The 18,250-nt window shown below is 70.5% G+C and carries 14 protein-coding genes, 1 pseudogene and 1 CRISPR repeat array; of the genes and pseudogenes, 8 read left to right on the plus strand and 7 right to left on the minus strand.

Annotated elements, in window-relative coordinates:
* Nucleotides 1-89: 89 nt before the first annotated feature.
* Nucleotides 90-1,880, minus strand: a pseudogene (locus G443_RS05970) (AMP-binding protein); the annotation flags it as partial.
* A 253-nt stretch (nucleotides 1,881-2,133) separates the two neighbouring features.
* On the opposite strand from G443_RS05970, the gene G443_RS05975 reads away from it, so the two are divergent.
* Together G443_RS05975 and G443_RS05980 are read left to right on the plus strand one after the other, a co-directional pair.
* Nucleotides 2,134-3,150: an FkbO/Hyg5 family chorismatase gene (locus G443_RS05975; protein ID WP_162147312.1), complete on the plus strand. Its 1,017-nt coding sequence runs from the start codon at nucleotides 2,134-2,136 to the stop codon at nucleotides 3,148-3,150.
* The gene (locus tag G443_RS05980; protein WP_026419198.1) at nucleotides 3,147-4,370 is read left to right on the plus strand and encodes a 3-deoxy-7-phosphoheptulonate synthase; all 1,224 of its coding nucleotides are present in this window, start codon (nucleotides 3,147-3,149) and stop codon (nucleotides 4,368-4,370) included. Before G443_RS05975 ends, G443_RS05980 begins: the two co-directional genes overlap by 4 nt.
* A gap of 15 nt (nucleotides 4,371-4,385) precedes the next feature.
* Here the strand turns inward: G443_RS05980 and G443_RS05985 are convergent, their stop codons facing one another.
* Entirely contained in the window at nucleotides 4,386-5,603 is a 1,218-nt protein-coding gene (locus tag G443_RS05985; RefSeq protein ID WP_253860154.1) for an ATP-binding protein, read from the minus strand.
* A complete protein-coding gene (locus G443_RS05990) occupies nucleotides 5,600-6,574 on the minus strand; it encodes an AfsR/SARP family transcriptional regulator (protein ID WP_272500012.1) in 975 nt (324 codons plus the stop codon). Before G443_RS05990 ends, G443_RS05985 begins: the two co-directional genes overlap by 4 nt.
* Nucleotides 6,575-6,824: 250 nt before the next feature.
* A CRISPR array of direct repeats spans nucleotides 6,825-7,099; the repeat unit is 28 nt; unit sequence GGAACAGCCCCGCGTGCGCGGGGAGGAC.
* Between the two features lie 74 nt (nucleotides 7,100-7,173).
* Here G443_RS05990 and G443_RS05995 point away from each other — a divergent pair.
* Together G443_RS05995 and G443_RS06000 are read left to right on the plus strand one after the other, a co-directional pair.
* Entirely contained in the window at nucleotides 7,174-7,506 is a 333-nt protein-coding gene (locus G443_RS05995; RefSeq protein WP_026419258.1) for a transposase, read from the plus strand.
* Between the two features lie 35 nt (nucleotides 7,507-7,541).
* Nucleotides 7,542-8,393: an IS3 family transposase gene (locus G443_RS06000; protein WP_081715524.1), complete on the plus strand. Its 852-nt coding sequence runs from the start codon at nucleotides 7,542-7,544 to the stop codon at nucleotides 8,391-8,393.
* A gap of 1,005 nt (nucleotides 8,394-9,398) precedes the next feature.
* On the opposite strand, the gene G443_RS24900 is transcribed toward G443_RS06000, so the two are convergent.
* On the minus strand, nucleotides 9,399-10,397 hold the full coding sequence (locus G443_RS24900; RefSeq protein WP_026420368.1) for an AfsR/SARP family transcriptional regulator: 999 nt from the start codon (nucleotides 10,395-10,397) through the stop codon (nucleotides 9,399-9,401).
* A gap of 381 nt (nucleotides 10,398-10,778) precedes the next feature.
* On the opposite strand from G443_RS24900, the gene G443_RS06010 reads away from it, so the two are divergent.
* Nucleotides 10,779-11,516: a VC0807 family protein gene (locus tag G443_RS06010; RefSeq protein WP_155886259.1), complete on the plus strand. Its 738-nt coding sequence runs from the start codon at nucleotides 10,779-10,781 to the stop codon at nucleotides 11,514-11,516.
* Nucleotides 11,517-11,909: 393 nt separating this feature from the next.
* Here G443_RS06010 and G443_RS06015 read toward each other — a convergent pair whose 3' ends face one another.
* The 3 genes from G443_RS06015 to G443_RS06025 form a co-directional block, all read right to left on the minus strand.
* Complete coding sequence (locus G443_RS06015; protein ID WP_026420369.1) at nucleotides 11,910-12,905, minus strand: o-succinylbenzoate synthase; 996 nt, start codon at nucleotides 12,903-12,905, stop codon at nucleotides 11,910-11,912.
* Nucleotides 12,905-14,350 carry an NsdA family TPR-like regulatory protein gene (locus G443_RS06020; RefSeq protein WP_155886260.1) on the minus strand — a complete coding sequence of 482 codons (1,446 nt, stop codon included), beginning with the start codon at nucleotides 14,348-14,350 and terminating at the stop codon, nucleotides 12,905-12,907. The genes G443_RS06015 and G443_RS06020 overlap by 1 nt, the downstream gene beginning before the upstream one ends.
* Before the next feature lie 294 nt (nucleotides 14,351-14,644).
* Complete coding sequence (locus G443_RS06025; RefSeq protein ID WP_155886261.1) at nucleotides 14,645-14,794, minus strand: hypothetical protein; 150 nt, start codon at nucleotides 14,792-14,794, stop codon at nucleotides 14,645-14,647.
* A gap of 564 nt (nucleotides 14,795-15,358) precedes the next feature.
* Between G443_RS06025 and G443_RS06030 the strand changes: the two genes are divergently transcribed.
* Genes G443_RS06030 through G443_RS06040 form a run of 3 tightly spaced genes read left to right on the plus strand, consistent with a single transcriptional unit; the run spans nucleotide 15,359 to nucleotide 18,116 of the window.
* The gene (locus tag G443_RS06030) at nucleotides 15,359-16,408 is read left to right on the plus strand and encodes a Gfo/Idh/MocA family protein (protein ID WP_035293017.1); all 1,050 of its coding nucleotides are present in this window, start codon (nucleotides 15,359-15,361) and stop codon (nucleotides 16,406-16,408) included.
* Nucleotides 16,405-17,661 (plus strand): DegT/DnrJ/EryC1/StrS family aminotransferase, encoded by a 1,257-nt coding sequence (locus G443_RS06035; RefSeq protein ID WP_026420371.1) that lies wholly within the window; start codon nucleotides 16,405-16,407, stop codon nucleotides 17,659-17,661. Before G443_RS06030 ends, G443_RS06035 begins: the two co-directional genes overlap by 4 nt.
* A gap of 5 nt (nucleotides 17,662-17,666) precedes the next feature.
* Nucleotides 17,667-18,116 carry an NUDIX hydrolase gene (locus G443_RS06040; protein WP_026420372.1) on the plus strand — a complete coding sequence of 150 codons (450 nt, stop codon included), beginning with the start codon at nucleotides 17,667-17,669 and terminating at the stop codon, nucleotides 18,114-18,116.
* The last annotated feature ends 134 nt before the right edge of the window (nucleotides 18,117-18,250 follow it).

Below are 18,250 nucleotides of genomic sequence, written 5' to 3' on the forward strand. Positions count from 1 at the left end.
GCGGTGGTGGTGCCGAACAGCCGGTCCCGCAGGAGGCGGGCGACGGAGTCGGGGGTCGGGTGGTCGAAGACGACGGTCGCCGGCAGCGGCACGCCCGCGCGGCGCACCACCGCGTCGCGCACCAGGAGGGCGGTGAGCGAGGTCAGCCCCAGCTCCCCGAACGGCCGGTCGTCGGTCACGTCGGCCCGGTCGACGCCGAGCGCGGCGGCGGTGCCCTCCCGGACCAGGCCGAGCAGCCGCCGGTGCCGTTCCCGGCGGGACAACGGGAGCAGGCTGGCGCGGAGGCCGTCCGCGCGCCCCTCGTCGGCGCCGGGCGCGGGCTCCTCGGCGGTGGTCGGGACCTCCGCGAGCAGCCGCCACGGCCGCTCGGCCAGCAGGTGCCGGGTCACCTTGCCGGCGGCCGTCCTGGGCAGGGCGTCGAGCGCGCGCAGCTGGGTGGGCACCCGGAACCCGGCGAGCTTCTCCCGGCAGACGCGGAGGACCTCCTCGGGGTCGAGGTCGTCCCGGGCGACGAGGTAGGCGACCGGCACCTCCCCGAGCCGGGGGTCGGGCGCGGGCCCCACGGCGGCGTCGAGGACGCCGGGAGCGCCCAGCAGCACCTGTTCCACCTCGGCGGGGTGGATGTTCTCCCCACCTCGGATGATGAGTTCGGAGATGCGGCCGGTGACGGTCAGGTAGCCGTGGTCGTCGCGGCGGGCCAGGTCGCCGGTGCGGTACCAGCCGCCGGGCAGCGCGTCCGCCGTGGCCTCGGGGTCCCGGTGGTAGCCGGCCATGACGTTGGGGCCGCGCACCCACACCTCGCCGTCCTCGCCGACCGGCACGTCGGTGCGGGTGCCCGGGTCGACCAGCCGCACGGACAGGCCGGGCACGGGCAGCCCGCACGACCCGGGGACGCGGGTGCCACCGGGCCAGTTCGTGGTGATGGGCCCGCAGGTCTCGGTGGTGCCGTAGCTGTCGATCAGCGGGGCACCGAACCGGGCCTCGACGCGGGCCGGCAGCTCGGCGCCGCCGACCGCGCCGGCGGTCAGGCACAGCCGGAGCCCGGGGGCGACGATGCCGTCGGCGTCGGCGGCCCGCAGCAGCTCCTGGTACATGGCGGGCACCCCGACCAGCACGCTGAACTCCCCGGCCGCCAGCCCCGCCAGCACCTCCTCGGCGGCGAAGCCGGAGGTGACGTGGGCGCTGGCGCCCACCGCCAGCACGCCGAGGGTGCCGAGGTGGTGGCCGAGGCAGTGGTGCAGCGGCAGCGGCCACAGCACGCGGTCCTCGCCGCTCAGGCCGAGGATCGGGGCGTAGCAGGCGGCGATCGTCCACAGCGAGTTCCGCGTGGAGGAACGCACACCCTTGGGTCGGCCGGTGGTCCCGGAGGTGTAGAGCATGAACGCCCAGTCGTCCACCCCGAGATCGTCGCGGGCGGGTTCCGGCGCGGGGCTGGTGGCGAGGTCCTCGAACCGGGGGCCGTCCCAGTCCACCGGGTCGACCTCGTCGGCGAGGACAGTGGTCAGCGCGGGCGCCACCCGGGTGAGCCTGGCGATCCGCGCCGGGTCGGTGATGACGGCGACGGCGCCGCTGTCCGCCAGGAGGTGGGCCAGCTCGTCGTCGCTGGACAGGGGGTTGACCGGCACCCCGACCGCCGAGGCGCGGGCGGTGGCGAGGTAGCTCTCCACGAGGGACACGCCGTTGCCGAGCACGAACGCCACCCGCTCCCCCGGGGCCACCCCGAGGGCGGCCAGGTGCCCGGCGAGCCGCCCGGTGCGGGCGGACAGCTCCGCGTAGCTCACGGAACGGCGGGCGTCGGAGTAGGCGGTGCGCTCCGGGATGTCGCGGGCGTGGTCGCGCACCAGCTCGTGGACGGGGCGGATCAACTCGGTCCTGAGCATGTCACCACACTTCGCTCACTGGGGTCGGGGCCGCCCGGCGCGGGGAGCGGGGCGCGACAGGCGGCCACGTTACGAACGGCGACCGTCGGCACGCTGCGGAAGAAGCCCACCGCACGGCCATCCCCCGGGAATCCGGGCGGCCGCTCACCAGCCCGCTGTTACCGACAGGTGGAAGTCCGGCACTGCGCCGGGACTGGCCTGGTTCCTAGCGTCGGGGCCGACAGCCGTCGGAACTCCACTGCTGGGGTGGTCCATGACTCGCTCGCCCGTCCAGCCCGTGGGCGCGCTCGCCCCGCTGCTGCTCGCCCCCGACTCCGACTCGGCGTCCGCCGAGGACGGCCCGGTGCTCGGCGTCAACCGGTACCTGGACGTCGCGTCGGCCCCGGCGGACGCGACGCACCCGGGCATGACCGTGCCGCTGGCCGCCCCGACCGACGAGGTCGCCGAGGTGTGGCCCGCCGACGGCCCCGTCCGCTCCGGGGACCACGGCGGCATCCGGTACGCCCACTCGGACCGCTTCCTGTTCTGCTCGGCGCGGCTGCCCGGCTCCGGCTCCGGTGCCCGGGAGGTCGGCCGGATGTACCGGGAGCTGTTCGCGCTGCTGGCCCGCCTCGACTACCCCCGGCTGGTCCGGGTCTGGAACCACATCGCCGGCATCAACGACCGCACCGGGACCGGTGAGGAGACCTACCGCGACTTCTGCGTGGGCCGCAGCCTGGCCCTGGAGGAGTTGGGGATGCTCAGCGACATGCCGGCCACGACGGTGATCGGCGCGGCGGCCGGCGGCGTCGAGCTGTCGTTGATCGCCACCCGGGGTGTCGACCCGGTCAACGTGGAGAACCCCCGGCAGGTCCCGGCCTACCACTACCCGTCCCGGTACGGGCGGCGCGCCCCGAACTTCGCCCGCGCCACCTACCTGCCCCGGCACGGCGACCCGGCGGCGCGGGGCTCGGTCCTCGTCTCGGGCACCGCCAGCATCATCGGCCACGAGACCCGGCACGTGGGCGACGTGCGCGCGCAGTGCCGGACCGCCCTGGGGAACGTCGAGTTGCTGGTGGGCCCGGAGAACCTGGGCCGCCACGGCGTCGACCACGCCTACGGGCTCGCTGACCTGCGGGCCGCGAAGGTGTACGTGCGGCACGCCGAGGACCTGCCCGCCGTCCGCGAGGTCTGCGCCGAGCTGTTGCCCGCCGACGGCCGGGTCGCCTACCTGCGGGCCGACATCTGCCGCGCCGACCTGCTCGTCGAGGTCGAGGGCGTCGCGACGTGACCTCCGGCGAGGTCGGGGAGGCGGGCGCCCTGCCCGTCGGGGCGGTTGGCCGGGGCGGGTTCCCCGCCGGGGTGGACTGGCACGGGGTGCCCGCGCTCCAGCAGCCGGACTGGCGGTGGGACGAGTCCCACGCACCCGTCCTCCGGGCCCTGGAGGCGGCCGAGCCGCTGGTCACCGGGGCGGAGGTCCGGGAACTGTCGACCCGGCTCGCCGCCGTCTGCTCGGGCGACGCGGTGCTGGTGCAGGCCGGTGACTGCGCGGAGAGCTTCCACGCGGCCTCGGACCCGCGCACCGACGCGGTGGTGGCGGTCCTGGACCGGTTGGCGGCCGGGTTCGGAGGTGGGCGCCCGGTCCTGCGGGTGGGCCGGATCGGTGGCCAGTTCGCCAAACCCCGGTCGCGGTCGGAGGAGGTGGTCGACGGGGTGCCGCTGCCGCCGTTCCGGGGGCACCTCGTCAACTCCGAGATCGCCGACGCGCGCGCCCGGCGCCCCGACCCCCGCCGGATGCTGACCGGCTACCGGTTGGCCGCCTCGGCCCACCGCAGGCTCGCCGCCCACCGGGCGTCACGCCCCGACGGGTGGGGGCCGTGGTCCAGCCACGAGGCACTGGTCCTGGACTACGAATCGGCGTTCCTGCGCCCGGACGACACCGGGGAGCTGGTGTTGGGGTCCACCCACTTCCCCTGGGTCGGGGAACGGACCCGCCAACTCGACCACGGGCAGGTCCGGTTGGTGGCCTCGGCCGGCAACCCGGTGGCGTGCAAGCTCGGCCCCGGGGCGACGGGTGAGGACGTGGTCCGGCTGTGCGAGGTCCTCAACCCCGACCGGACCCCGGGCCGGTTGACCTTCGTGGTGCGGATGGGGGTGCCGGCCATCACCTCGGCCCTGCCGCCGCTGCTGCGCGCCGTGCGCGCGGTCCACCACCCGGTGGTGTGGGTCAGCGACCCGATGCACGCGAACACCGTCGCCGCACCCGGCGGTCGGAAGACCCGGTTCCTGACGGCGATGGTCGAGGAGGTCGGCTGGTTCACCCGGATCGTCCGCGACCACGGCGAGCACGCCGGCGGACTGCACCTGGAGGTGGCCGCCGAGGAGGTCACCGAGTGCGTGGGCGGGCCCGTGCCCGACGTCGAGGCGTTGGACGCCCGCTACGAGACGCTGTGCGATCCGAGGCTCAGCCCGGCCCAGGCAGCGGAACTCGTCGCCCGGGCCGGGTTCTGACCGTCACGCGGGCGATCAGCCCGGGATCGCGGCGACGGCCGGGACCGGTACCCCGGCCTCCGCCCCACGCGGGTTGAACCGGGCGAAACCGGCCATGCCCTCGCGGTGGGCGGCCTGGTCGTCCCCGGCGGCGTTGAACCGGGCCGCGTACTCCAGCGCGCGCAGCGGGCAGCCCCGGATCTCGCCGAGCAGCTCCCGCCACTCGCCGGTGGCGGCCGACGGCTGGGACGGGCCGAGGTGCGACTGGCGGCGACGCGGGTTGAGCACCACGTCCAGCAGCCGGGTGACCGCGTTGTCGGTCAACCGGTCGAGGACGAAGCTCAACGAGTTCGGGCCGGTGGCGTTCTCGGACACGCGACGGGAGAACGCGTCCCTGGCGGTGGTCACGATCATCAGCGGTAGCGGGTCAGGGGTGTCGACGAGGGCGGCCAGCGCGGCGAGGAGGTCGTCGTCCGCGTGGTGCGCGTCGTCGACGACGACGAGCGCGGGCTGCCGACTGGCGAGACACCGCAACGCCTCCACCCCGCCGCCCGGCTGGTCCCGGACCAGTTCGGACAGGACCGTGCCGGCGTCGCCGTGGCCGGGCCGCACTCGGGTGCGCAGGACCCGGGTGGTGTTCAGCGTGCCGTCCCGCAGCTGGTCGACGAGTTCGGACACCAGCCGTGTCTTGCCGACGCCGGGGGCGCCGAGCAGTGTCACCATCGCCGGTCGTCCCGTCGCGTGGGTGCGGGCCGCGGTGCGCTGCAACAGGTCCAGTTCGAAGGACCTGCCCACGAAGGGGGTGGGGCCGTGCCAGGAGCTGGGGAGCTCCGCCGGTGCCCCGGTGGGTCGTGGTCGTGCCGCGAAGGGGCCGTGTCCGACCGGTCCCTCGGGTGGGGCGGTGTTGAGGACGACCCGGCCGGGGGTGGCGGCGGCGGCGAGCCGTCGGCAGCTGTCGAGCACGACGGCGGCGACCTTCGGCACGGCGGTGTCCCCGTCGACGAGCCGGGTGACCACCGCCTCCCCGGAGTGCACGGCCACCCGGACCTCGGCGGGGTGGAAGTCGACCACCGAGCGGCGGGCGATGGCGCCGGCGGCGGCGAGCGCGCGGTCGGCGTGGTCGGGCTGCCTGCCGGACGCGCCGAAGTAGCCGCACCAGGACGAACCGGGGCCGGGCGCGGGCTGCCCGCCGTGGTGGCGGATCTGCTGGCACACGAACCCCTCCACGGTGGCCGCGTGCTCGGCGGTGGTCATGACCATGACCACCGTGAGGGCCCGCTGTTCGGCGACCGCCCCGTTCTCCGGGACGGGGGCGGGGCCGGGCGGGCCGGCTCCGGCGGGGCCGGGGCGCCGAGCCGGGTCGCCGACGCGCCACCGTTGTGCCGTGGCGCGGGCGCGAGGGCGGGCGACGGAGCGGCGCCGGGGACGACGGTGGGCCCGGGCACCCCGGCTGCTGCCCCGGGAGTGGAGGGTGCCGCCAGCTCGGGCCGCTGGTTGAGGATGTCCCGCTCGAGGGTGCGCAGGGTTTCCCCTGGTTCCACGCCGAGTTCCGCGACCAGCCGGGTGCGCAGGGAGCGGTAGGCGGCGAGCGCCTCGTGTTGGCGCCCGCACCGGTACGCGGCGAGCATCAACAGCCCGCACAGGCGTTCCCGCAGGGGGTCCGCCGTGACGGCCAGTTCGAGCTCCCCGACGACGTCCTGGTGCCGTCCCCTGGCCAGTTCCGCCTCGAACCTGTCCTCGACGGCGGAGGCGCGGGCCTCCCGGAGCACGTTCAGCTCCGGCCAGTCGAACCCCAGCTCCACGAGGTCCGCCAGCGGATCTCCCCGCCACAGCCCGAGGGCCAGGCGCAGGGACTCGGCCGCGCCGGCTGGATCGCCGGACCGCAGGGCGGCGCGGCCCCGCTCGGCCAGGTCGGTGAACGCGTGGCGGTCGACGCGGACCGGGTCGACCTGGAGCAGGTAGCCGGGGGCGTGCGTGAGCAGGATCGGCGCGTCCTCCTCGGCGGCGAGCAGCCCGCGCAGCCCCGACACCGCGTTCTGCAACATCTTCCGGGCGGTGCGTGGCGCGTTGTCGCCCCACATGGTGCGCAGGAGCCTGCTGGTGGGGATGACCTCGTTGCCGTGGAGCAGCAGGTAGGCGAGAACGGCACGTTGGTGCACTCCGGACACCGGGAGCGGCGCGCCGCCTCGCGACACCGACAGCGGCCCCAGTATTCCGAACTCCATGGTCCTCCTCCTGTCGGTACGACGTCCCCCTGTTGGGGGACGTTATGTCCGGGACCAGTAAGGAAAACCTCACTACCTCGTTGGCGAATCGGTGAGTCGGCAACATCGACCGACTGACTCTCACCGTCGGTGACGACGTGCGGGTGGGCCGTCGCTCTCCGCTTCGCAGCTGAGCGCGGAGACCCCATCAATCCTCGGGACCAGCTTCGCGCGGGGACGACGTGGCGGGTTGACGGACGGCCGCCACCTGGAAACAGCCCCGCGTGCGCGGGGAGGACTTCGACGGGCAGCGGCTGTTTCTCACCCAGTCGGGAACAGCCCCGCGTGCGCGGGGAGGACCCTGGACAAGATCATCTCCGGGTCCAACAGGAGCGGAACAGCCCCGCGTGCGCGGGGAGGACCCTGGCGGCCTTCACGGCGTCGGCGTAGCAGTGCGGAACAGCCCCGCGTGCGCGGGGAGGACCGCACGGGCCGTGCGGCGGGTGGCGTGGTGGAGGGAACAGCCCCGCGTGCGCGGGGAGGACGAACGTTAAGGACCCAAGAGGGGTGGACCGTACTGGGTTTGTTGGAGGCCCTGCACCCCAGGAAGGATGAGGAGCATGGGTTCCGCGAAGAAATACCCCCAGGAGTTGCGGCGACGCGCGGTGGAGATGGTCCGTGAACTGGAGGGGCAGTGGGGACCCGGACGTGGAGCCATCGCCCGGGTAGCCGACCAACTCGGAGTGCACCCCGAGGCCCTGCGGTACTGGGTCCGCAACGGTGAACCCAGCACCCACACCGGCTCGGCGGACTCCACGAATACCGGGGAGTCGGACCGGGACCGGATCGCACGGCTGGAACGGGAAAACGCCGAACTCCGCCGATCCAACGAAATCCTCAAGGCTGCCTCGGCTTTTTTCGCCCGGGAGATGGACCCCCGCCCACCGAGCTGACCGAGTTCGTCGACCACCACCGGGACCGGTTCCCCGTGGAAGTATCCTGCCGCACAGTAGGGCTGAGCGTGTCCACCTACTACGCGATTCGCAACCGACGGACGAACCCCTCCGCCCGGCACCGCCGCGACCGGGAACTCGTTGCGGTGATCCGCCGGATTTGGGAGGACTCGCACCGGCTCTACGGGGCACGCAAGGTCTGGGCGGCACTGCACCGCCAAGGCGTGACCGTGGGCCGCTGCACCGTGGAACGGCTGATGCGGTCCGAGGCCATGACCGGGCTGGTCACCCGGTCCCGCCGGCCGCGGTCGATGCTGCCCGGGCAGGTCGAGGGCCAGCCCGGTGACCTGGTCGAGCGGGTGTTCCGGGCACCGAGGCCGAACCGGTTGTGGGTCACGGATCTGACCTACGTTCGGCTCGGGGAGAGTCGGTTCGTGTATTCGGCGTTGGTCGTGGACGCGTTCTCGCGGGCGATTGTGGGGTGGCAGGTGTCGGATACCGCTGATACGTCGCTGGCGTTGGATGCGTTGGATATGGCGCTGTGGGCGCGGAGGAGTCGTCTGTCTCCTGGTTTGGTGGCTCATTCCGACCGGGGGGTGCAGTACACGGCGTTGCGTTACAGTCAGCGGTTGAGCCGGTCGGGGATCGCGCGGTCGGTTGGGCGTCGGGGTGATTCCTACGATAATGCGCTGGCGGAGTCGGTCAACGCGTTGTACAAGAAGGAGCTGATTTACCGGAAAGGCCCGTGGAAGGGGGTTGCGGACGTCCGCGCTGCTACTGCGGAGTGGATTCACTGGTACAATCACCACAGGCTGCATAGTTGGTGTGGGAATAGGCCACCGTTGGAGTACGAGGAACGACACTGGCGACAGGCCACAGCGGTCTGAACGCACACGAGCGTGGGAGGCACGGCCTCCAACACCACCGGGGCGGTCCAGGGGGGTAGACATGGAACAGCCCCGCGTGCGCGGGGAGGACGCTGAGGTGCGGGGAGGGTTCACCGCGGACGACGGGAACAGCCCCGCGTGCGCGGGGAGGACTCGAACAACGAGCTGGCCGGGGCGATGCCGTGGGGAACAGCCCCGCGTGCGCGGGGACGACACAGGGCGGCCGCCGATGACGCCCAGAAGAGGTGGAACAGCCCCGCGTGCGCGGGGACGACACTTCTTGACCGGCGGCGTTACGAGCGACACGACCGATTCTCATTCACTTTCCCGACGGTCTCCCGCATCCCACAGATCCTCCCTGCCCACAGTATCCCGTCCCCCCGCCACAGCCCTCCAGCAGGCCCTTAACGACTCCACCAGGCGTCCCCACAACCCGCCGCCGCCCTCCCGCGACGGCGAGGACATTCGCACCGCTCGACCACGCGCCGCCCACCAGCACGAAACTGTCCGCAATTCCCGTCAGCCACCACATCGCGCCATACCTGGTGAAACATCCACAACAACTGCCGTTCCCGCCCTCCCCGCCGTCCCTCACACCTCGCGCCACCATCTGACCTGCGAGTTCTCGCCCGTTCGTACCTCGAACCACGAAGAAGCGGTCCGCACGACCACTCGCTCACGTGACCGGCGCGGGCTGTCCACTCCCTGCCGTTCGGCGGCGAAGCACAGTTCCGGCCGCCCTCCGGCGCCCGCAGGCCTACCCATCCCTGGCAATTCAGGTCACGAACTGCCCTGAATTCGGCCACACCACCGCCCGTGGCCGAACGGTCCCTCACTTCGCTGGCAGCCCCACGCTGGGGAGCATGCGCTCAACCGGCTTTTCCAGCACCCCCACCGCCGGGGACAGCCGAGCACGGCCTCCAGGCGAGGTTGACGCGGCGCGGGAACCGGGACGCGCTCACGGGTGGGAGCCTGGCCGACCTCGGAGGCGATGGTTCAGCAGTGTCACGCCCTCACCTCCGACGGCAACTCCGCCGGTGCCGCCTCCACTCCCCGTTCGCGTTCGGACAGCAGGCGGACCCCCTCGTCGACCAGGGCGGCCGGTACGGGCTCCTCCGCCGGCCCGGCGGGCAGCACGACCGCTGAGACGGTGCGGGCCCGACCGCCCTCCCGGCCGATCAGGTCCGCCCGGATGCGGCCGGCGACGGCACGGGCCTCGGCGGGCGGTGCGGGCAGGACGGCGATGACCAGCGACCCGAACTCGACGTGGACCCGCCCTCCGGCGGCGCGCAGATGCGCGTGCACCCGGGCGGCGGCCCACGCCTCCCGGTGGGTCGTCTCGGCGGGGGACTCACCGGGTGTGGCCGGGGACTCGGCGGTCACCAACAGCACGCTGCTCGTGCCGAGCCCACCACCGTCCGGTCGGATCACCTCCCGGGGAGGACGGTCCGGTTCGGGGCGGGCCGCGAGGGCACCGCCCGCTTCGGACTCCTCGACGATCCGTTCCTCCACGGCGCGCCGCAGCCGCAGGAGGTCCCGCCACTCGGCCCACTCCGCCTCCAGGGACCCCGGTGCTGGTTGGGGTGTCTCGGGCGGCCACACCGCCAGCGCGGAGCGGAGGCGGTCGAGTCCCTGCCTCCGGTCGCCGTCGCGCAGGAGGCGGAGCCCGTCCTCGGCGTGCCGGGCGAAGCGCCCGGCGTCGACCCGGTCGGGGTCGATGCGCAGGAGGTAGCCCGGGGAGTGGGTGAGGAGCACCGCGCCGCCCGAGGGGTCGTCGTCCTGGGCCAGCACACCCCGGAGCTCGGAGACGGTGTTCTGGATCATCTTCCGCCCGGTCCTGGGGGGTTCGTCGCGCCACAGGGCCGCGAGCAGGTCCTCGATCGACACCACGGAGTTCGCCCGCAACGCCAGGTAGCGCAGGACCGCCCGGTGCTTGGGCCCGCCGAGCAGCAGGGCCGTTCCCCGCGCCTCCGCCCGGACCGCGCCCAGTACACGAATTCGCATCCTTCGGCCCCGCTTTCGGATCAGGCGTCGGTGCTGTGCCGCCGCTCCGCCGTCGTGGTGGGTCGTCCCGCGCTGCCGTGCCCGCCCGGCGCGGTGTCGTGGGTCCGCCGTCCCGCTCCCCCGCCCCGTCGCGGCCGGCGCCTACGGAGCGCGGTGCCCCGCTGGGAGGGCCACCGCCGGTCACCGGAACTGCGGTGGCCCCGTGGACCGGGCACGCTAGCCATCCGTGCCAACCCGGTGACAGTGCGTGCTTCCACCGGTGGGGTCAGCGGGCGGTAACCGGTGGGCGGTCACTGACCGAGCGGTGGAGGATCTCCCGGGTACCGGGCGGCGCTCCGTTCGACAATGGTCGGGGCCGGGGAAACCGTGGGAGGAGGCCGGGTGGGCGGAGACGAGCGGCGTCCTCGCTCGCCGGTTCGCCCCGCGCGGGTGTTGGGCGGGGTGTTCCTCGACGCCGGCCTGTCGGTGTCGGCGTACCTGGTGTTCCGGTGGGCCGGGGCCGGTGACTACCTGGCGTTGCTGGCCGGGACCGTCGTCGCCGGTCTGCGGCTGGGCTGGGTGCTGTTGCGCACCCGGCGGCTCGACGCGTTCGCCTTGTTCATGACGGCCACCTTCGCGGTGGGCCTCGGCCTGTCGTTCGTCACGGGAGACGCCCGGTTCCTGCTGCTCAAGGAGTCGGTGGGCACCGCCGTCACCGGGCTGCTGTTCCTGCTGACCTGCCTGCTGCGCCGTCCGCTGCTCTACGCGGCGTCCAAGCGCTTCGCCGGTCTCGACGCGGCGGAGTCGACGGCGTGGGATGAGCGGTGGCGGGCCAGCCCGCACTTCCGCCGGCTCTTCTACCGCACCACCATCGTGTGGGGGTTGGGATTCGTCGCGGAGGCGGTGCTGCGGGTGCCGTTGGTGTTCCTGCTCCCGATCCCGGTGGTGGCCACGGTGGGCTCACTCGGCACACCCGTGCTCATCGTGGGCCTGCTGGGGTGGACGCTGTGGTACGGGCCCCGCCGGGAACTCCGGGTCCAGGAGATCGAACGCGCCGAAGCCGCCGGAGCGGCGGGAACGGATCGCGAGAACGCCCTCCCAGCCGGCACCGAGGCGCGGGATTGGACGACGAGCGGCTGACCGGCCGGTGCGGGGCACCCGAACCCGCTGGCACCCCCGGCCTCCCCGCCCCCACCGAAGCACGTCGAGTGCGCGCCGATGCAGGAAGCGACCCACACCCCGCCCTGTCGCCGCTGCGCGGGATGCGAGGCACCGGACACGGCCCTTCGCGGACACGCTGGACGAGCGTGCCACCGCCACTCCGCACACCACCGACGAGCAGCGGCCCTTGCGCTGCTGGATGAGGAGGAGCGCCGAGGCCCACGCGACGTCCTGGTCGTGCGCCCTCCTCTGCCCTTGGGCGCACGACAAGCTGGAAGGATCAGCGAGGCCCGAACCGCACCAACGCGGAACCCAGCAGGGACGATCAGCTCCTCGGGTGTTTCCGCGCGGACCGCCGCCCTCACGCTCGTATCAGCCGGACCGGTCCGCGCCGTGCACCGCGCGCACGCGGGCCAGCCGGTCGCGCCACCACCCGGCTTGTTCGGGCTCGACGAGTTCGTAGGTAGCGAGCAAGGAGGGGTCCGGGGCTGGTGGCGTGCGAGGCACGGGAAGGAAGCCGTCCACTGCCCGCAGGGAGCCGGGGCCGGACACGAGATCGCTCTCGAACAGCGACAGCGTGCCCAGACCGCAGGCGAAGTCCAGTTCGGGCAGTGCGGCGGCGAGGGCGACCTGTGCGGCGAGACCGACGCTGGTCTCGAGTGCGGAGGAGACCACGCAGGGAAGCCCGGCGGCTTCGGCGACCCGCAACGAGCGACGGACGCCACCGAGTGGGGTGCACTTGATCACCGCGACGTCCGCTGCGCCCGCGACGGCCACCCGTAGTGGGTCGTCGGCGCGGCGGATGGATTCGTCGGCGGCGATCCGGACCTCGACAGCCCGCCGGACGATGGCGAGTTCCTCGATGGTGCGGCAGGGTTGTTCGACGTACTCCAACCCGCCGGCGGCCTTGTCCAGCTGGCGGATGTGGGACACGGCGGTGTCGGTGTCCCAGACTCCGTTGGCATCGACCCGGATCGCGCCGTCCCGCCCGAGTGCGGCACGAACGGCTTCCACACGAGCGAGGTCCTCCGGGAGCGACTCGGGGTGATCAGCGACCTTGATCTTGGCGGTCCGACACCCCGAGTTCGCGGTGATCTCATAGGCCCGTTCGGGGCCGACGGCGGGCACGGTGCAGTTGATGGGGATGCGGTCACGCACGGCTGGCGGCCAGCCAATGGCGCACTGCTCGATGGTCGTCGACAACCACCCCGCCGACACGGTGTCGTCGTAGTCGGAGAAGGGGCAGAACTCGCCCCACCCGGCAGGACCTTCGAGCAACATCCCCTCGCGGACGGTGATGCCCCGAAAGCGGGCACGCATGGGAATCGCGTAGATGCGGGCACCCTCGAAGTCGATTCCGGTGGTCATCAGGTGGCGGTGTCCTCGTCTCGGTGGGTACGGGTGCGGGTCAGGTCGGTGATGCGGTCGTCCAGCTCGCGCGCGTCCGGTGAGGTGCTGCTCAGCGGACGAACCCGCCGTTGGAGCATACGGAGCCTGTCGAGGACACGGTTGGAGCTGACCTGCCGCGCCATGCGCACGGCGTCCCGTCCCACGGAGGCGGCCTGTTCCAGATCTCGGCTGGCCAGGTGAGCGAGGGCGAGGTCAGCCTGGACGAAGCATCGGCTGCGCACCCGCCACGGTTCATAGGTGTCCAACGCCTGTTTGATCAAACTGGCGCCTTGGTCTGGGTCGCCCACGTCGCGCAGACATCGGCCGAGATCGGCGGCGAGTTCGGCTTCGGCGTAAAAGGCCAGCCAGGCGGGTTCCTCGTCGATGCGCGCACGCTCGTAGTGCCGCTCGGCCTTCAACACGGCCGTGCGGGTGGCGGTGGTATCGCCGGACAGCGCGTGTCCCCGCGCCTCGACAGCATGCAGCAGGGACGACAGCACCGGCGTGGCCTTGCCGTTAGCCACGCTCTGCCCCGCACGAGCCAACGCGACGCCTTGCCGGGCGTGGCAGAGCCGCTCGTGCTCCGCCACCGCGGCAAGTCCCAACTGGACGGTGAAGCGACTCATGTGGGACAGGACGTTCGCCGCGTAGAGCCGGTTACCAGCGCCCATGGCGAGATTGAGCGTCTGGATGTAGTAGCGCTGAGCCAGCGAGTGCCGGCCGACATCCGCGGCCATCGATGCGGCCAGCCACGACGCCTGTGCGACTGCGTCCAGAAGGGCCTTGCCGGTCGATTCCGAGTAGCTGCCGTGCATGACCGTGTTGGCTTCGCGGTGCAGCACCTGAACCACCTGCTCACGGACACGACCCGAGCCGTAGCGGTGATCCAGTCGTCGGAGGTGGGCGATGTGCTCGACGATGATCTCGACATCGGCAGTACCGATGCGTTTTCCCGCCGCTCGCGCGGTGCTCTCGGCCGGGGGCACCGTGATCGCGTACAGCGCTGGTTCGGAGAAGGCGGCCGCTGTGAAAGCGGAGCCCAGCAGGAAACCAGGCCGGTCCCTATCCCGTCCGGCCAGTTCGACGACCGTTCGGACTGTGCCGTCCAGTGTGCCCGAGCAGTTCAGTCCATCGTGTCGATCGCCGGCCACGGGAGCACGATCCGTGAACCCGCATTCGCTGATGCTGATCTCACGGTGCAGCTGGCGGGACAGCACCTTGGCTACCAGTCTCGGCACGGGCCAGCGTGGTTGCGACCCGCACAGCATCCGGGTCACCGAGGTCGTGTTGGTTCCGACGTAGACGCGTTCCTCGGCTCCCGCAGCCACCACCGCGCGTGCTAGTGCGGCGTTGCTCATGCCCGCTTCGTCCAGCAAGGCACGCAGAACATGGTTGTCGCTGCCCGCGCCACTCTCACTGCTCACCCGGGTCCCATCCCGCACGCTGGCCTGACCGCTGCTGGTAGTTGATCCTGGCCTACTGCTCCTACGCTGTGAAGCCTTCCCGTCCAAGTGGGACCCAAGTGCGACCCCTGAGAGTCGACCGGTCGTAATCGCACTGATCCAAGACTGCCAGTCGCCCACTGCCATCGATTTACTGGTAGTAGCGAGTGCACCACCTATCGTCACCAGAGGAGCGAGAAGTGCTGATCCACGGGGACGACCACACCGCGGGACGGGCACCCCCTGCTGATGTGACTAGCACCGTGCGGGGCTGATTCACGAACCTTGCGACCGGGTGAAGCCGAGACGATGTGCCTCTGTTGCTGGCAACTCATCGCCGGCGGCGATCCTGGGGATGTTGACCAAATCATTCTCATCGAGCCTGAAGGTCACCGACGGCAACACTCCGCCAACGAACTTGAGCACCAGCCACCCTCCGGCCAGGAGAGCGGAATCAGCGAGGTGAGGTTCTGACTATCGACTTTTCATCGCGTTCGCTGGCGAACGACCACCACGTATAGGGTTATTGCGTCCGACGGGATGGGAAGCCGCGTCTGCCCCGCACGCTCGACATCGTAGCCGATCTCTACTACCTCGAAAAACACGTCACTGGTCGGGCATTCGCGAACGATCTGGTCGCACCCAAGCCCGCATTGTCCACACGATCTCGCTACGGAGTCTCGCACGCTGACCTAACTGAGCATGTTGGTCAGCAACCTTCAGGACCAGTCGGCCTTGACGGCGTGCGTGGACGTAGCGCTGAACGTGAGAGTGGAGCAGATCAGGAGCCGGAGGCCACTTGACCGAGGACCACCCGTACGAGGTGAACCCGGACGGCATCGCCCCTGATTCAGTGGTCGCTTGATGCGCACGGAAACACAGACTGCCCCAGCCAAAGTTCTGGTAATGGACAACGGGTTACGACCGGTAAGCGCCACCACTCAAGACGTTCTGTCATAGTCCGCACGAAACTCGAAACAAGGGGAAGGTATGACCGAACTGACACCATGTCGGTTTACGGAAAATGGACAAAAAAGCCGCACATGGACGAAGCTCCGGGCAGGCGTAGTCGGCTTGGGCAAACAAGCGCTGGACGACCACATTCCGGCACTCCTCAGCTCAGACGCAGCGGAGCTGGTCGCCGTCTGCGACGAGGACACCGAGATCGTCAGGGAACAGCGGTACAAACTTCGGGTCGCGGGCTACACCGACGTGGAGGCGATGTTCACTGCCGAACAGCTCGACTTCGTGGTGGTGTGCGTGCCGCACAACGCCGGGCAAGCGATCATCCATACCGCTGCCGAACGCCGCGTCCACGTCCTCAAGGAGAAGCCGTTCGCTACGACACTGACGGAGGCCAAGGAACTGGCCGAGCTGTGCGAGCGCACCGGCATCCACCTGATGGTGACCTTGCAACGACGCTTCAACCCAATCTACACCAGCTTCACCCAACTTGCCGACCAGATCGGAACACCGTTCGTGGTAAATGCGGCGTACACGCTGCACATCACCGATCCGTCCGAAGGATGGCGCGGCCAAGCCACCAAGGCAGGCGGCGGTTGCGTGATCGACATGGGGTACCACCTGATCGACATGCTGCTTTGGTACTTCGGTCTGCCGGATCGATTGCTAGCCAACATTTCCACGACTGCTCGACCGGACCGCAGCTACGATGCCGAGGACACCGCACTTATCCACTTCAGCTACGACAGCGGCCTGTACGGTTCACTGCTTCTCTCACGGTTCATCGGACCGAAGTCGGAACAAATTCGACTCGTCGGCAGTAAAGGCATCGTACACTTGGAACGCGGCAGGATCAGGCGACTCACCAACGGCGGCGACGTCGTGGAGTCACTTGCCCGCGAACAAGCCTGGCCGTCTGCAGCCGTCAGCCAGATCAATCATTTCTGCCGCGTCATCGAAGGAGTGCGCCCCAACGCCAGCGGGCCGCGCGAGAATCTGGCGCATCTCAGCTTCGTCGAGGGCTGTTACGAGTCGGCCCGCACCCGTACGTCCATCAACCCAAAGGAACTGGCGTGAACGCACTGGCACTCACCGGCGGGTCGCCGGTCATCTCCCAGCTTGGCTCCCACTTTTCCTGGCCACCGATCACGCACGCGACGACCAAAGCCGTGCTCGACCAGCTCACGACGACTGTCTCGATCTATGACCGCTCAGGCGTGATCGCGGAGTTGGAAGACGCACTCCAGGAGTACTTTGGTGTCCGGCACGCCGTGCTCACTAGTTCGGGGACAGCAGCGGTGCACTCGACCTACGCAGCCACCTGCGTCGAGCCGGGTGACGAGGTGATCGTCCCGGCATATACCTTCCTCGCCACTGCGACGCCGCTGTTCCACCTCGGTGCGGTCCCAATTCTGGCCGACTCCGACGAGACCGGGAACATGTCGGTGGCAGAGGTCGAAGCGCGAATCACCAACAAGACCACGGCGATTATGGTGACGCACCTCTGGGGTACTCCGGCCGACATCGACGCACTGCTCGCTCTGGCCAACCGTCACGGCCTAGCCCTGCTAGAGGACGCCTCGCACGCCCACGGCGCCACCGTCCACGGCCAGAAGGTTGGCACGTTCGGTCACACAGCCGCCTTCTCGATGAACGGTCCGAAGCCCCTGTCGGCAGGCGAAGGCGGCTTCGTGCTGACCGATGACGACGATGTGTACCACCGCGTCCTGCTACACGGTCACTACAACAAGCGGTGCCGAAACGAGATCCCCGCCACCAGCCCGATGCACCCCTACGCCGTAACCGGTATGGGGCTGAAGTTCCGCATCCACCCACTGGCCGCGGCCATCGCTCTCGACCAGCTCGGTTCGCTGGACGACTACCTCAACGGAAGGGAGAACGTCGCCCGTTACCTGTGCAACCAGCTCGGCGAGCTCCCCGGCATCGCCGTGCCGAGGACCCCGGACGGCGTACGGCCCGCCTGGTACGGCCTACCGCTGACCTACGTTCCAGAGGAACTGGGAGGCCTCCCGGTCAAGCGCTTTCATGAAGCGCTGCTCGCGGAAGGACTCAAGGAGGTTGATCAGCCCGGTTCAATCTGCCCACTCAGTCGGTTCCCGCTGTTCCGCGACCCCGCGCCGGTGTTCCCGCACTACCCGCACCGGAAACGGGTGGCATACCGCGAGGGGCAGTTTCCCGTGGCCGAGCAGATCTGGCAGCACACCCTGAAGCTGCCCGTCTGGCACCGGGAGGAGGACTTGCCGCTGGTAGATCGCTACATCGATGGACTGCGCAAGGTGATCGAACACCACACCGAACTACTAGGGTAGGTTCCATGATCGACGCTTCCGTGCTCGCTCAACTCACCACTCAGGCCGCTGAGGACGGCGTTCAGCAACTCGTCGTCGGCGCGATCGTACAGAATCACAACAAGGTGCTGCTTCTCAAGCGTCCCGCAGACGACTTCATGGGCGGCATCTTCGAGCTGCCCAGCGGCAAGGTGGAGAGTGGCGAGAACCTTGACACTGCTACCGTCCGCGAGGTCCAGGAGGAAACCGGTCTCGCCACCACTGATATCACCGATTACATCGGCAGCTTCGACTACACCTCGGGCAGCGGAAAGAAGAGCAGGCAGTTCAACTTCGCCGTCGTCGTGGCTGATGCCGATGAGGTCAGGCTCAGCGAACACGACGCCTACGTGTGGGCTGCACTGAACGAGGACCTGCCCGTGACCGACGCCGTCAAGGGAGTGTTCGACAAGTACAAGCAGCTGCGTGCTGTCTGAGGCCGCTCTCCATGCTCCCCACGTCGCCTCAAGGACGCGGGGAGCATGGGCTATCCGGAGACGAGGAAGCTGGCACCCCAAGCCACGACTCTCGGAAAGATCCAAGTAAAACGGCTCAACGAGACGGAACCCAC

This window comes from Actinoalloteichus caeruleus DSM 43889 (assembly GCF_000429185.2).
GTDB lineage: Bacteria > Actinomycetota > Actinomycetes > Mycobacteriales > Pseudonocardiaceae > Actinoalloteichus_B > Actinoalloteichus_B caeruleus.